General features: G+C 59.2%; 14 protein-coding genes and 1 other annotated feature. Of the genes, 6 read left to right on the forward strand and 8 right to left on the reverse strand.

Annotation, left to right across the window (positions count from 1 at the left end):
- Positions 1-3: 3 nt before the first annotated feature.
- The 5 genes from AB1748_RS13480 to ltnD form a co-directional block, all read right to left on the reverse strand.
- Positions 4-1,362, reverse strand: coding sequence for a GntP family transporter (locus tag AB1748_RS13480; protein WP_111141481.1), 1,359 nt, complete (start codon positions 1,360-1,362; stop codon positions 4-6).
- Positions 1,363-1,485: 123 nt separating this feature from the next.
- Positions 1,486-2,271, reverse strand: a complete 786-nt coding sequence (locus AB1748_RS13485) for an HPr family phosphocarrier protein (protein WP_111141482.1) — start codon at positions 2,269-2,271, stop codon at positions 1,486-1,488.
- The gene (locus tag AB1748_RS13490) at positions 2,271-2,915 is read right to left on the reverse strand and encodes an aldolase (RefSeq protein WP_111141483.1); all 645 of its coding nucleotides are present in this window, start codon (positions 2,913-2,915) and stop codon (positions 2,271-2,273) included. Before AB1748_RS13490 ends, AB1748_RS13485 begins: the two co-directional genes overlap by 1 nt.
- Complete coding sequence (otnK, locus tag AB1748_RS13495; protein ID WP_111141484.1) at positions 2,908-4,170, reverse strand: 3-oxo-tetronate kinase; 1,263 nt, start codon at positions 4,168-4,170, stop codon at positions 2,908-2,910. Before otnK ends, AB1748_RS13490 begins: the two co-directional genes overlap by 8 nt.
- A complete protein-coding gene (gene ltnD, locus AB1748_RS13500; RefSeq protein WP_111141485.1) occupies positions 4,170-5,075 on the reverse strand; it encodes an L-threonate dehydrogenase in 906 nt (301 codons plus the stop codon). Before ltnD ends, otnK begins: the two co-directional genes overlap by 1 nt.
- Positions 5,076-5,342: 267 nt before the next feature.
- Between ltnD and ygbI the strand changes: the two genes are divergently transcribed.
- Complete coding sequence (ygbI, locus tag AB1748_RS13505; protein ID WP_111141487.1) at positions 5,343-6,104, forward strand: DNA-binding transcriptional repressor YgbI; 762 nt, start codon at positions 5,343-5,345, stop codon at positions 6,102-6,104.
- A gap of 92 nt (positions 6,105-6,196) precedes the next feature.
- Here ygbI and AB1748_RS13510 read toward each other — a convergent pair whose 3' ends face one another.
- Both AB1748_RS13510 and AB1748_RS13515 read right to left on the reverse strand, forming a co-directional pair.
- Positions 6,197-7,549 (reverse strand): APC family permease, encoded by a 1,353-nt coding sequence (locus AB1748_RS13510; RefSeq protein ID WP_111141489.1) that lies wholly within the window; start codon positions 7,547-7,549, stop codon positions 6,197-6,199.
- A gap of 403 nt (positions 7,550-7,952) precedes the next feature.
- Positions 7,953-9,368: a glutamine synthetase family protein gene (locus AB1748_RS13515; RefSeq protein ID WP_367395615.1), complete on the reverse strand. Its 1,416-nt coding sequence runs from the start codon at positions 9,366-9,368 to the stop codon at positions 7,953-7,955.
- A gap of 204 nt (positions 9,369-9,572) precedes the next feature.
- On the opposite strand from AB1748_RS13515, the gene puuD reads away from it, so the two are divergent.
- The 3 genes from puuD to AB1748_RS13530 are packed head-to-tail and all read left to right on the forward strand — an operon-like array spanning position 9,573 to position 12,187.
- Positions 9,573-10,340, forward strand: coding sequence for a gamma-glutamyl-gamma-aminobutyrate hydrolase (puuD, locus tag AB1748_RS13520; RefSeq protein WP_367395616.1), 768 nt, complete (start codon positions 9,573-9,575; stop codon positions 10,338-10,340).
- Positions 10,333-10,890: an HTH-type transcriptional regulator PuuR gene (gene puuR, locus AB1748_RS13525; protein WP_111141494.1), complete on the forward strand. Its 558-nt coding sequence runs from the start codon at positions 10,333-10,335 to the stop codon at positions 10,888-10,890. Before puuD ends, puuR begins: the two co-directional genes overlap by 8 nt.
- Positions 10,891-10,909: 19 nt before the next feature.
- Positions 10,910-12,187 carry an FAD-binding oxidoreductase gene (locus AB1748_RS13530; RefSeq protein WP_111141496.1) on the forward strand — a complete coding sequence of 426 codons (1,278 nt, stop codon included), beginning with the start codon at positions 10,910-10,912 and terminating at the stop codon, positions 12,185-12,187.
- Between the two features lie 153 nt (positions 12,188-12,340).
- On the opposite strand, the gene AB1748_RS13535 is transcribed toward AB1748_RS13530, so the two are convergent.
- On the reverse strand, positions 12,341-13,168 hold the full coding sequence (locus tag AB1748_RS13535; RefSeq protein WP_111141498.1) for an SDR family oxidoreductase: 828 nt from the start codon (positions 13,166-13,168) through the stop codon (positions 12,341-12,343).
- A gap of 179 nt (positions 13,169-13,347) precedes the next feature.
- On the opposite strand from AB1748_RS13535, the gene hisL reads away from it, so the two are divergent.
- Both hisL and hisG read left to right on the forward strand, forming a co-directional pair.
- Entirely contained in the window at positions 13,348-13,395 is a 48-nt protein-coding gene (gene hisL, locus AB1748_RS13540; protein ID WP_100396937.1) for a his operon leader peptide, read from the forward strand.
- Positions 13,371-13,491: a sequence feature (His leader region), on the forward strand. It overlaps the preceding gene by 25 nt.
- A gap of 48 nt (positions 13,492-13,539) precedes the next feature.
- The gene (gene hisG, locus AB1748_RS13545; RefSeq protein WP_111141500.1) at positions 13,540-14,439 is read left to right on the forward strand and encodes an ATP phosphoribosyltransferase; all 900 of its coding nucleotides are present in this window, start codon (positions 13,540-13,542) and stop codon (positions 14,437-14,439) included.
- Positions 14,440-14,441 lie beyond the last annotated feature (2 nt).

The raw sequence follows: 14,441 nt of genomic DNA on the forward strand, positions 1-14,441 counted from the left end.
GACCTACAGCAGCGTCCACACCCCCCAGGTCAGCGCAAAACCGCACAATCCCATCAATGTCGTCAGTACCGTCCAGCTGCGCAGCCCGTCAGCAACCGACAGCCCGAGATAGCGCGTCACGACCCAGAAGCCGGAGTCGTTGACGTGAGACAGTCCCAGCGCACCAAAGCAGGCGGAGAGCGCGACCAGCACCAGTTGCATCTCGCCCAGTCCCGTTACGGCCGTGCTCAGCAGACCACAGGTTGTCACAATCGCCACCGTGGCCGAGCCCTGCGAGGCGCGCAGTGCCAGCGAGAGAATAAACGCCGCCGGGATAAGGGGCAGATGAATAGTCTGCAGGGAACCCGCCAGTGCTTTACCGACGCCCGACTCCACCAGCACCTTGCCAAACGCCCCCCCGGCTCCTGAGACTAAAATCACGCCCGCCGCAGTAGAGATAGCGTTGTTCGACAGCGTCTCCAGCTTCTCGGTCGTCCAGCCACGCCGCAGTCCCAGCAGCCAGGCGGCGAGCGCCAGCGTAATCAGCAGCGCGACCGCCGGTGATCCGACAAGCGTCAGGATCTGCAGCGGCAGGCTGCCTGGGGTCAGATGCGGCGGCAGCAGGGTCCCGAGCATAATCAGCAGGATCGGCAGAACGATTAAGCCCGAAATCAGCAGCGCCCCTGGCGCCTCTTTGTTGCTGTCCGGCGTCGTCTGGCCGGAGGGTTCCGTCAGCTGCAGCTGCTCCAGCACCTGAACGGAGAGGTGATATTTTTTGCGGTTTAACACTTTCGCCACGAAGTAACCGACAATGCCCGTGGGGATCGACAGGGCGATACCGGTCATCATCAGCCAGCCAAGATCCGCATTCAGCAGGCCCGCTGCCGCTGCCGGGCCCGGATGGGTCGGCACCGTCACATGCACCATCAGCATCATCCCCGCCATCGGTAAGCCGAATTTCAGCGGCGAGACGCGCATCACTTTGGTAAAACCGTAGATCAGTGGCACCACGATGATAAATCCGACGTCAAAAAATACCGGCAGCCCCAGGATGAAAGCAACGGTCGTCAGCGCAGCGACCATGCGCTGTGGCCCGCAGAGCCGGGCAAAGCGGTTCGCCAGCTGGTCCGCACCGCCCGATGTTTCAATAATTGCGCCGAGTATCGCGCCCAGCACGATAATGGCGGCAATACTGCCGAGCAGGCTTCCCATCCCGCCCAGAATCACTTTCATGATGTTTTCGGCCGGAATACCGGTGGTGATGGCAACAAACAGACTGGCAATCAGCAAGGCAATAAAGGGATGGACTTTGGCTTTGATCACCAGCAACAACAGCAGAATCACGCTGACCAGCGCGATGGATAACAGCAGCGTAGTGGACATCGGAAGACCTCTGATTAATTATAATTTTCAGTAAGTTATGTTTTTTTAATTCAGCACTGGTGTCATTAAGCTGCAGCGATTCACCCCGTCTGGCGGACATACGGGGGGCATCGCTGCGGGTGATCAGTGGCGTGTGCGCCAGGGGGCGAACCAGCCCAGGCCCGCCGTGGTCGTGGTGCGCGGAAAATATTCGCAGCCTACCCAGCCGGTGTAGCCGACCTCATCCAGCAGCGCAAAAAGCCAGGGATAGTTAATTTCGCCCTCATCCGGCTCATGGCGATCCGGTGCCGAAGCGATCTGCACATGGCGATAGCGTCCGGCATAGTGGCGAATCAGATGGCTGAGGTTGCCATCCACCCGCTGTGCGTGAAACAGGTCGAGCTGGGTGAAGACGTTGGGCCGATCGATCTGATCGACCATCTCCAGCGTCTGATACTGGCTGGCATAGAGATAGCCAGGTTTGGTGACCGGATTAAGCGCCTCGATCAGCAGATGAATGCCGTGCGGCGCAAAGCGTTCAGACGCATAGCGCATGTTGGCGATAAAAGTGTCGACGTAACGCTGACGGTCGGCTTCAGGCGGTACCGTCGCGGCCATGATGTGCACCTGCGGACAGTTCAGCGCCAGCGCGTAGCTCAGGGCACGATCGATATCCGCCCTGGCGTCCGCTTCACGTCCGGGGATGGCCGACACGCCCCACTCTCCTGCCGCGACGTTACCGGGTGCGGTGTTGAACAGCACCAGTTGCAGCTGGTTCTCATCCAGCCACTGTCTGATCTGCGTGGCAGGATAGTCGTAGGGGAAGAGGAACTCGACCGCCGTAAAACCGGCTTCTGCCGCCGCCGCGAAGCGTTCAGCAAAGGGCAGCTCGGTAAACTGCGTTGAGAGGTTAGCAGCAAACTTCGGCATTATCGGCTCCTTAGCTCAGCCACTTCGGCTTCGTTGAGATAACGGATCGGACGGTCACCCAGGGTGAATATCAGACGGGCCGTCTCTTCCAGCTCTTCCGTATTGTCGGCCGCCTCCCGCAGGGATTTCCCCACGACCACAGGACCATGATTCGCCAGCAGGAAGGCGCGGTAGTGCGGCGCCAGCGCGGCCAGATCCGCCGCCAGTCGTTCATCGCCCGGCTTGTAGTAAGGCACCACCGGCACGTCGCCGACCCGCATCACCACATAGGGGGTAAAGGGACGAATGCAGTTTGTGGTATCCAGCCCCTCCAGACAGGAGAGCGCCGTCAGATAGTGGCTGTGCAGATGCACCACCGCCCGGCAGTCGGGATTGTTCAGATAGAGCGCGCGGTGAAACGCGATCTCTTTGGAGGGCTTATCGCCGGAAAGCCACTCCCCTTCGGGCGTCACCTTTGACAGCCGATCGCCCTGCAGCTCTCCCAGGCAGGAGCCGGTCGGGGTCGCCAGCAGATTGCCGTCATCCAGCAACATCGACAGATTGCCCGCCGAGCCGGTGGCATAGCCGCGCTGAAAGAAAGAGGCACCCAGACGCACCATCTCGTCGCGCGCCTGCTGCTCAGCAGAAGAGGTTGATTCAGACATAAGTAAACTCCGTTTGTGCCCGGCGGAAGAACGCTTCGTCGCCAAAATTGCCCGATTTCAGCGCCAGTGAGAGCGGCTGATGAATGTCGCGAACCCAGGGCACGCCGGGAGAGATCGTCGGGCCGATGTGAAAGGCCGTCACACCCAGACTCTGCGCCACCACGCCGGAGGTTTCACCGCCCGCCACGATAAAGCGCTGCCAGCCCCGCCGTTTCAGCTCACGGGTAACGGCAGCGAACAGCTGTTCAATAGCCTCGCTGCTGCGCGCGGCGCCATAGCGCTGCTGGATCGCCTGTAACTGCTGCGCATCCGCCGTGGCAAACAGCAGTGGCGCCAGCGGCTGATGGTGGTTAGCTTCCACCCAGTCGCACAGCCGGAGGGCATAGGCATCCGCATCGTCCAGACAGGGTGCGATCTCTACTTCACAGGCTGGAGCCAGCTGGCGGTAGGCGGCGACCTGACGGTTAGTCATCTGTGAGCAGGAGCCGGAGAGCACCACGGCGCGCTCGCCCTGCGGACGGCCCGCCTGCTCAGCACAGGCATCTGTTTGTCCGCCCGCCCACTGCCGCGCCAGACCGATCGCCAGACCGGAGCCACCGGTCACCAGCCGCAGATCCCGCACGGCCTCGCCTAACGTCAGCAGGTGATCCTGATGCAGCGCGTCCGTGACCACGTAGTTCACGCCCTGCTCCGCGAGCCGATCCAGCGCCTGACGGACCGAGGCGGCGCCCTGATCAACCTGCGCGGCCGCAATCAGGCCCGCTTTGCCGCTGGCCTGCGCACTCATCACGCGCAGCAGGTTGCTGTCATGCATCGGCGTCACCGGATGGTGCCGCATACCTGACTCCGACAGCAGCTGGTCACCGACAAACAGATAGCCCTGATAGACGGTGCGTCCGTTCACCGGCAGCGCCGGGCAGATCACCGTCTGCGTCTCACCCAGGGCCTTCAGCAGCGCGTCGGTCACCGGACCGATATTGCCCTGCGCGGTGCTGTCGAAGGTCGAGCAATATTTAAAGTAGAAGCGTTCGCAGCCCTGCTGCTGCAGCCATGTCAGCGCGGCCAGCGACTGCTCAACAGCCTGTTCCGGCGGGCAGGAACGGCTCTTCAGGCTGACCACAATCGCCTGCGCCTCCGTGACCGTTTCTCCGCCGGGAATGCCGTTAAACTGAATCGTGCTGAGACCGTTCTGTACCAGGAAGCTGGCGATATCCGTTGCTCCGGTAAAGTCGTCTGCTATCACACCAAGACGCATCACTTTTTCTCCCCGGCCTGCGGCAGCGTGATGCCGCTGAAGATTTTAATGACCGCGCTGTCATCTTCGCGTCCATACCCGGCGTTGCTGGCTTCGGTAAACATGTTGAGCGCGGTAGAAGCCAGCGGCAGCGGGAAGTGCAGTGACTTCGCAGTATCGGCGACCAGGTTAAGATCTTTCACAAAGATATCGACAGCCGATTTTGGGCTGTAGTCGCCATCGACGACGTGCTTCATGCGGTTTTCAAACATCCACGAATTGCCCGCCGCATTGGTGACCACTTCATACATGGTTTCCAGCGGGATACCGGCGCGGGACGCCAGCGCCATCGCTTCTGCGCCGACCGCGATATGCACCCCGGCCAGCAGCTGATGAATGATTTTCACCGTTGAGCCGAGTCCAATCTCACTGCCGACGCAGTAGACTCTGGCCGCCACCGCATCCAGCACCGGCTGAAGTTTTGCAAAGGCGGCGTCACTGCCGGAGGCCATCACCGTCATCTCGCCGCTGGCGGCTTTGGCTGCGCCACCCGAAACCGGTGCATCCAGCATCAGCAACTGGTAGTGCGCCAGCTGCTGTTCGATCTGCTGCGCATCCCGGGCGGAGAGCGTGGAGGAGACCATCACGGCCGTGCCGGGGCGCAGTTTTGGTGCCAGGCCATCCTCGCCGAACAGAATAGCGTTGACCTGCTGCGCGTTGACCACCAGCAGCAAAACGGCATCGAGCTGGTCAGCAAAAGCGGACGCTGAAGATTGCGCATCACGCGCCCCGGCCTGGCGCAGGCTCTCCAGCGCGGCGGGATTAAGATCTACGCCCCAGGTATTCAGCCCGGCGCGCAGACAGGATTGGGCGGCCCCCATACCCATTGAGCCTAACCCGATAACACAGATATTTTCAGCTGGCACGACAGGCCTCCTCTGTTAAATTAAGTGATTATTTGTTTGTTAGTGTTAATCCTGCCAGCTTCCTGCCGGTAAAAACGTGTCTCGCCTCACAAAAAAACATCATCGATGTGAAGTGGAACAATTTTTAACATCGCTGTTTCCGCCGCAACATGCCTGCCTGGCTGGCCTTCCCGTAACGTGGAGCCTGACGCTGGCTGTTATTTTCTGTTCTGGTTGGGCGGCAGATCCCTTACAATGTGAAAAAATGGTAATTGTCAGGGAGCAGATATGATTCCGGTTGAACGTCATCAACAGATTCTGGCGCTGGTGGCCGATCGCGGCGTAGTCAGTATTGCTGAGCTTACGGAGCGGCTGGGGGTGTCACACATGACCATCCGCCGCGACGTGCAGAAGCTGGAGGAACAGGGTGCCGTGCTGTCGGTCTCCGGCGGCGTGCGTACCGCGGATCGTCTGGCGGCTGAACCCTCACATCTGACAAAGAGCGCCCTGTTCAATGATGAGAAACGTGCGATTGGCCGGACCGCCGCACGCCATATTCCCCGTAACAGCTGCATCTATCTGGATGCGGGTACCACCACCCTGGCTCTGGCGAGGGAGCTGGTCGATCGCGATGATCTGCTGGTGGTGACCAACGACTTTATGGTGGCGAATCTGCTGATGGAGGCGAGTCAGTGTCGGGTGATTCACACGGGCGGAAGCGTGTGTCGCGAAAACCGCTCCTGTGTGGGTGAGTCGGCGGCGCGCAGCCTGCGGCATCTGGCCATTGATATTGCGTTTATCTCCGCCTCCTGCTGGGGGCCACGCGGCCTGTTTACGCCGGATGAAGATAAAGTGATGGTCAAGCAGGCGGTCAGCGACGTCAGCAGCAAGCGGGTGCTGCTGAGTGACAGTTCGAAATACAACAGGATTGCGACGTTTCTGGCACTGCCGATGGAGACGTTTGATCAGGTGGTGACCGACAAAAAACTGGGCGAAGCGGCGCTGGCGCAGTTAAGTGCGGGAAGCTGGGAGCTGGTGCTGGCGGGTTAGGTTTGCTGCCGGAGTGGCAGGAGGCGGGAAGCTGATGTCGCTGTCGCCGCCTTCCCGGCTTCAGGAAGGCGACAACGTCAACGCGATGAGGCTTATTCGCTGAACTGCGGCACCGGATTACGGAAGCTGCGGGTCACGAAGGCCAGATAGATCACGCCGATGGCGGCCCAGATCAGGCCCAGTTCCATGGAGCTCTCTTCCAGATTCACCCACAGTGCACCCACGGTCAGCGCGCCAAGCAGCGGCAGCAGCAGATACTGTACGTGATCTTTCAGCGTGCGGTTACGCTTCTCACGGATCCAGAACTGCGCGATGACTGACAGGTTGACAAAGGTAAACGCGACCAGTGCACCAAAGTTAATCAGCGCCGTGGCGGTCACCAGGTCGAAGTTGATCGCCATCAGGGCAATCGCTCCCACCAGCAGGACGTTGAGCGACGGGGTACGCCATTTCGGATGGATATAGCCGAAGAAACGCTCCGGGAATACGCCATCACGACCCATCACATACATCAGACGCGATACGCCAGCGTGCGCCGCCATACCAGATGCCAGTACCGTGACCACCGAGAAGATCAGGATGCCGACCTGCAACGCTTTACCGGCTACAAACAGCATGATTTCAGGCTGTGAAGAGTCCGGGTGCTGGAAGCGGGTGATGTCCGGGAAATAGAGCTGCAGGAAATAGGATGCAGCAATAAAGATCACACCGCCAATCAGCGCCGTCAGGAAAATGGCGCGTGGGATGGTGCGTTCTGCATCTTTCGTCTCTTCCGACAGCGAGCTGATGCCATCAAAGCCGAGGAACGAGAAGCAGAGTATCGTCGCACCGGTAATCATCGGCACTACATGGGCATTCTCAGACCAGAACGGACGGCTGCTCACCAGCGTGCCGGAACCTACGCCGCTTGCCACACCGTAGATCACCATGCCGGTGATCCCGACCATGACGACGACCTGCAACACCACAATCACGCTGTTAAAGTTGGCGACGGTTTTGATGCCCTTGAGGTTGGAGAGCGTCATAAAGCCCACCAGCAGCACCACAAAAATCCACGACGGAATACCCGGCACCAGCGATTCGAAATAGTTTTTCGCCAGCAGGATGTTGATCATCGGCATGAACAGGTAGTCCAGCAGGGATGACCAGCCCACCATAAAGCCGACGTGCGGACTGATCGCCTTCTGAGCATAGGTATAAGCGGAGCCCGCAGAGGGGAAGCGGCGTACCAGCTTACCGTAACTCACAGCAGTGAACAGAATCGCAATCAGCGCGAAAGCATAGGCGGTGGCGACGTGACCATCGGTCAGCCCGGAAACGATGCCAAAGGTATCGAACAGGGTCATAGGCTGCATGTAGGCTAAGCCCATCATGACGACCGGAAGTAACGTAAGTGTTTTTTTGAGTTGCGCACGCTGTGGTGCGGCGGAGGTATTAAGCGACATGCTTCAGTCCCCCATGTGCGACAACCTGGCTGGGCTGGGTCACAGGGCAACTGCGCATTAAGCGACAGGGAGTCAGGCTGGTGGTTGACACGGCGCCGTAGTCATCACGAAAACGCGTGCCAGCATTGGCTGGCAGAGTGTAAAACATCCCCATCTTTGTAATCCTCAATCTCACGCATGTGCGTGTTTTCAGTGTTTATCTATCCGGGTGCGTGCCCGGCCTCGGTTAAGTCAGCAAAAACGCTCTGTTAAAACTGGATGCAAAAAAAATAACCGGCGCTGAGAGCGACGGTTATCATCTGATTTTGCAGGCCGCGTATTCTGCCCTAACCCGTGGCAGAAATTCAAGCCATCGGGGCATCTTATGCAAAAAAAGTAAGCCACTTTGCACATAAAAGGGGCATCAGGCGTTTTTCAGCATCCAGTCAATTTCTGTCGCCGTCACCAGCCGCTCAAACTGCATCAGTTCATAGTTCTTGCAGCTATGCCAGACACTGGCAAAACGTTCGCCCAGCAGCTTCTGTAAAGGATAGCTGCTGTCAAACTCATACAGGGCATCGCTCTGACGGATCGGCAGCGCCAGCCCTTCGGCGTGATGACCGTTGCCGGTGACCGGATGCGGCAACGGCAGCTGGGTATCCAGCCCGTGCAGCATCCCGGCGAGAATGGCCGAGACCACCAGATAGGGGTTCGCATCCGCCCCGGCAACCCGGTACTCGATACGATGATTGTCGATATCGCCACAGGGGACCCGCAGCGCAACGGTCCGGTTGTTATGCCCCCACGACGCCTGTAACGGCACATAGGCATCCGGCACAAAGCGGCGGTAGGCGTTGACGTTGGGTGCCAGCAGCGCCATCGAGGCGGGCATCAGGTCAATCATTCCGGCCAGCGCACGCTTCATCAGCGGTGAATCACTGCCGTCGTCGCAGGCAAAGGCGTTATGGTCGGCCGCATCCAGCATACTGATATGCACATGCATCCCGCTGCCCGCATACTCCTCATAGGGCTTGGCCATAAAGGTGGCGGTCATGCCGTGGTTCTCCGCCACCTGACGGATCAGGCGCTTAAGCTGAACCGCATGGTCGCAGGCGCGCAGAACGTCGCGTGTGTGATGCAGGTTGATCTCAAACTGTCCGGGCGAGGCTTCCGCCAGCGCACCATCGGCCGGGATCCCCTGCAGTCGCGCCAGGTCGTCGATATCGCGCAGGACATCGGCAAAGTGGTCGAGATTATCGACTGAATAGACCTGGCTCTGCATATTGCGTTCATCACTGCCCGGCGAACACGGCGGCTGAATAAAGCCTTCCGCATCGCGCTTTTTGTCCACCAGATAGAACTCCAGCTCTACCGCTACCACCGGAAACAGCCCGCGGTTACGCAGCTGTTGCCACAGCCGGTTCAGGACATTTCGGGGTTCAACGTCAAAGGGAGTGCCATCTTGGTTACACATGGTCAGCAGCAGTTGCGCAATGTGCTGAGGGTCAGACGCGGAGGGAACTAAGGTACCGGAAACGGGCAGGCAGAGATTATCAGGTTCGCCCAGTGACTGGCCGAGTCCCGCTTCTTCCACCGTGTTGCCCAGGATATCCATCGCAAACACCGAGGCGGGGAAATAACATCCTTTTTCCAGCTTAGGCAGCGCAGAGACCGGAATGCGCTTGCCGCGGAACACACCATTTAAATCATTTAACAGGATATCGACATACTGCGTGTCAGGATGGCGCTCCAGCCAGGTTTTCACCTCAAGCTGGAACGCGCTGGTTCGTTTCTCTTCACTGTGAAGCGTGAAGTCTTCCACTTCTACCAGGTTAGTCATGATCTCACCCGCCCCTGTAAGGTTTGCGTAATGCTCAAAATAACGGCCACAACACTAACATAGCGCCAACATAAAAAGTGTGCAAATGTAACAAATCTGTTTGAAGAACAAACAGTGGATTGCTAGATTGAAAAAATATTGCACACTTAACCGCCAGACGTGCCCTTTCGGTAGATATTTCGAACAGCGATGCGAGGACGTGAGATGGGCATTATTTTTGACAAGCCGTTGATTGGCGTAGTGATGTGCCAGAAAGAACTGGGGGGTCACGCCACGCAGACGGTTCATAACAAATATATCGATGCGCTTGTCCAGGCGGGCGGCGTCCCCCTCGCGTTGCCTCACAGCCTGCTCGCAGCGCCGCATCTATCAGAAATCGCTATGGCTGTGCTGGATGGTCTGCTGCTGACGGGCAGTCCCAGCAATATCGAACCCTGGCATTATGGCGAGGCCGGGGAGGAGCCGCACGCCGATCCCGGCCGGGACCGTCTCGCCTTTCAGCTGATTACCTGGGCCACCAGCCATAAAATGCCGATGTTCGGCATCTGCCGCGGGATGCAGGAACTGGTGGTGGCGAACGGCGGCGCGCTCTGGCGGGAGCTCAGCGAACAGCCGGGCCTGCAGGGGCATCACGAAGATGAGACGCAGCCACTCGATCAACAGTATGCGCCTGCACATACGGTCGCCATTGAGCCGGACGGCCTGCTGGCGACGCTGCTGGACAGCCACCAGCCGCTGCAGGTTAACTCACTCCATCATCAGGGTATCCGCGAGCCGGGTCCGCAGCTGCGCGTTGAAGCGCGCGCGCCGGATGGGCTGATTGAGGCGGTGAGCCTGCGCCATCACCCTTTTGCCCTGGCGGTGCAGTGGCATCCCGAATGGCAGCCGGAACAGACGGCGGGATCCCTGGCGCTGTTCCAGGGCTTTATTCAGGCCGCCCTTCACTATCACAGAGGAAAAGAGGATGAGTGACGCCACGCTGGCTCCGGGACGCCGACTGGCACAAATCCGGCAGACGCTGGGCCTGTCGCAGCGGCGTGTGGCGGAACTGGCCGGACTGACCCACAGCGCCATCAGCACCATCGAGCAGGATAAGGTCAGCCCGGCCGTCAGTACTCTGCAGAAGCTGCTGAAAGTCTACGGGCTGTCGCTGTCAGAGTTCTTTTCGGAACCAAAACCGGACGCTGTGCCCAGAGTGATTGTGCGCGCCAGCGAGCTGCTGGAGATTGGCAGCCAGGGCGTTTCGCTCAGGCTGATCGACAACGGCAAGACACAGCGCACGCTGGGGATGCTGCTGGAAACCTATCAGCCCGGTGCCAGCACGGGCGAAAAGCTGCGCCATCCGGGTGAAGAGACCGGCACGCTGCTGGAGGGCGAAATTACACTGGTCATTAATGGTCAGCAGTTTCATCTCACGGCCGGAGAGAGCTACGTCATCGATACCGGTCTGCCACACAGCTTTACAAATCGGGCTGAAGTTCCCTGCCGCATTGTCAGTGCCCATACGCCAGCCAATTTTTAGGCGCTTCCTGGAGGTTGTTATGAATTACGTGGAGAGTTATTACGCAGCGACCGCCAATCCCCATGCGCCTTGGCCGACATTACAGGAGAGCATTCAGTGTGACGTCTGCATTATCGGCGGCGGTTTCACCGGCCTGTCGGCGGCGCTTCATCTGACCGAGGTAGGTTACGACGTGGTGGTGCTGGAGGCGGCGCGGGTCGGCTTTGGCGCCAGCGGACGAAACGGCGGTCAGGTGGTGAACTCCTACAGCCGCGATGTGGATGTGATTGAGCAGCGTTACGGCAAGGAGAGCGCCCGGATGCTGGGCAATATGATGTTTGAAGGGGCGGCGATCATCCGCGATCGCATCGATCGTTACGCTATCGACTGTGATTACCGGCCTGGCGGCATCTTTGCGGCTCTGAATGCGCGTCAGATGGCGCATCTGGAGAAGCAGAAATCGCTGTGGCAGCAGTATGGCAATCACGATCTGGAGCTGCTGGATGAACGCGCTATTCGCCGCGAAGTCGCGACCGATCGTTATGCGGGTGGACTGCTGGATCGGCGCGGCGGCCATCTGCACCCGCTGAACCTGGCGCTGGGTGAAGCCGAAGCGATTCGCCGGCATGGCGGACGCATCTATGAACAGTCGGCGGCGACAAAAGTAGTGTATGGCTCCCCCAACCGCGTGAAAACAGCCCATGGCGAGGTCAGCGCGACCTTTGTGATCTTCGCCGGAAACGCCTATCTGGCTCCCCAGCTGGAACCGCGACTGAGCCGGAAAAGCATGCCCTGCGGATCGCAGATTGTTGCGACCGAGCCGCTGTCGCCGGATCAGGCGCTGTCGCTGCTGCCGAACAACTACTGCGTCGAAGATTGTAACTATCTGCTGGACTATTTCCGTCTGACTGCGGACAACCGCCTGCTCTATGGCGGCGGCGTCGTCTATGGCGCACGGGAACCCGCTGACATCGAAGCCCTGATCCGCCCCAAACTGCGGCGCACCTTTCCCCAGCTGCAGAACGTGAAACTGGACTTTGGCTGGAGCGGCAATTTCCTGCTGACGCTGTCGCGTATGCCGCAGTTTGGCCAGCTGGAGAACAACGTCTATTTTATGCAGGGCGACAGCGGTCACGGCGTGACCAGCACCCATCTCTCCGGCAGGCTGATCAGCGAACTGCTGCGCGGCAACGCCGAGCGGTTCAATGCCTTTGCCCGCCTGCCCCACCTGCCGTTTCCCGGCGGCCGACGCTTCAGCGTGCCGCTGACTGCAATGGGCGCGGTGTGGTATGCGTTGCGGGATCGACTGGGGGTGTAAGGCAAGCTCTTACCCCTGCCCCGCCCGGCTATGAGGTTAGGGCGGGGCACCTGCCGTAACCTGGCATTTAGTATGTTGTAACTATGTGTCACAGGGATCCCGCCCGTAAAAAAGCGGGAGCGAACGGCCCCCGCCCTGGTGCGGCCCCCCTTGTTACTCCAGCGGCATCTTCACCGGGTCATCGTAGCGATAGTCGAAACCGAGTTCGCTACAGATGCGGGAACCGTCGATCAGCTTGCCGCTCTCCTTCACCGCCTCAGGCGCAAACTGCGGCGGCTGCAGGCCCAGCTGGCGCGTGACCGCCGGATAGAAGGTGTCGCGCGACGGATGGGCTGGCGCGCAGAGGTTGTAAATCCGGCCCCCTTTCGGCGATTGCAGCAGCAGCGTGATCGCTTCCACCACATCATCCAGATGCACCAGATTCACGCCCTGCGAGCCGTTGGCCACATCCTGCTTACCCGCCAGGAAGCGTCCGGGATGACGCTTAGGCCCGACCAGACCGGCCAGGCGCACAATGTCCACACTGGTACCCGGCAGATCGTGCAGCCAGTTTTCCAGCCTGACCAGGGTTTTCCCGGCTACCGTTTCGGGCTCCAGCGGGCTGTTTTCCCGCTTAGGCCCTGACCGGCTGCCATAGACGGAGGTTGAACTGGTAAAAATGATGCGCGGCACCTTATAGACCAGCGCCGTATCGACCACGTTCTGCACCGCCTGCAGATAGGCTTCCCCCCCTTCGGCGGTCCGGCTCGCTGGTAGCGTGACGATAAGCGCATCCACGTTAAACAGCGGCTCGATATCTGCAGCATCACACTGCAGTTCCGGCGTCAGCTCCAGCTGAAATGCCTCGATGCCGCAGCGGCGCGCCGCATCCACCCCGTCCGGCGTTGTTTTGCTGCCGGTAACCTGCCAGCCCCGGGCTGTTAACGCGGTGGCCAGCGGCATACCTAACCAGCCCAGCCCCACAATCGCGACCTTTTTCATGTTCACTCCTGACGTAAAACATCCACCCTGACTTCACCGTAGTTTGCGCCCGGATTGCAAACCGGAACAACCTGTTTCAGCGCTTTCCGAACGTCATGTTTAAAAAAGTGTTGCCAAGCGCAGCCATCTTCGCTAGGTTAAACCCCACAAATGAATACTCATTCATCGACGAGATTATTATGACACGCGTTCAGTTCAACCATCATCACCACCATCACCCTGACTAGTCTTTCAGGCGATTGGTGCTGGGAGACTTTCAGGATCTTCCAGTGGTGTGAACGCAAGAGAACCCCCGGAAGATCGTCTTCCGGGGGTTTTTTTATGGGCTGACGTAACCAGCGATTCAGGACAGGATTAAGAGGACAGGAACCATGTTAGATAACACCCGTTTACGCATAGCTATGCAGAAATCCGGCCGTTTAAGTGATGATTCACGCGAACTGCTGGCGCGCTGCGGCGTTAAAATCAATCTTCAGCAACAGCGCCTGATTGCGTTTGCGGAGAATATGCCCATCGACATCCTGCGTGTGCGCGATGACGATATTCCTGGTCTGGTGATGGATGGTGTAGTCGATTTAGGCATCATCGGTGAGAACGTGCTGGAAGAGGAGTTGCTCTCGCGTCGTGCTCAGGGTGAAGATCCCCGCTACTTTACGCTGCGCCGCCTGGACTTCGGCGGTTGCCGTCTCTCACTGGCGATGGCGACCGATGCCGAGTACACCGGCCCGGAGTGCCTGGATAAGTCCCGCATCGCCACCTCCTACCCGCACCTGCTGAAACAGTACCTTGATAAGAAAGGCGTCAGCTTCAGAACCTGTATGCTGAATGGTTCTGTGGAAGTTGCGACCCGCGCCGGGCTGGCTGACGCCATCTGCGACCTAGTCTCGACCGGTGCGACGCTGGAAGCCAACGGCCTGCGTGAAGTGGAAGTGATCTACCGCTCCAAAGCGGTCCTGATCCAGCGTGACGGTGAGATGCCTGCCGCCAAGCAGGAGCTGATCGATAAGATGATGACCCGTATTCAGGGCGTGATTAAAGCGCGTGAATCGAAGTACATCATGCTGCACGCGCCGAGTGAGCGTCTGGAAGAGGTGATCAGCCTGCTGCCTGGCGCAGAGCGTCCGACCGTGCTGCCGCTGGCAGGCGATGTCAGCCGCGTGGCGATGCACATGGTCAGCAGCGAAACCCTGTTCTGGGAAACCATGGAAAAACTGAAAGCGCTGGGTGCCAGTTCAATTCTGGTGCTGCCAATTGAGAAGATGATGGAGTAAGC

Source organism: Pantoea sp. Ep11b (genome assembly GCF_040783975.1).
In the GTDB taxonomy this organism is placed as follows: domain Bacteria; phylum Pseudomonadota; class Gammaproteobacteria; order Enterobacterales; family Enterobacteriaceae; genus Pantoea.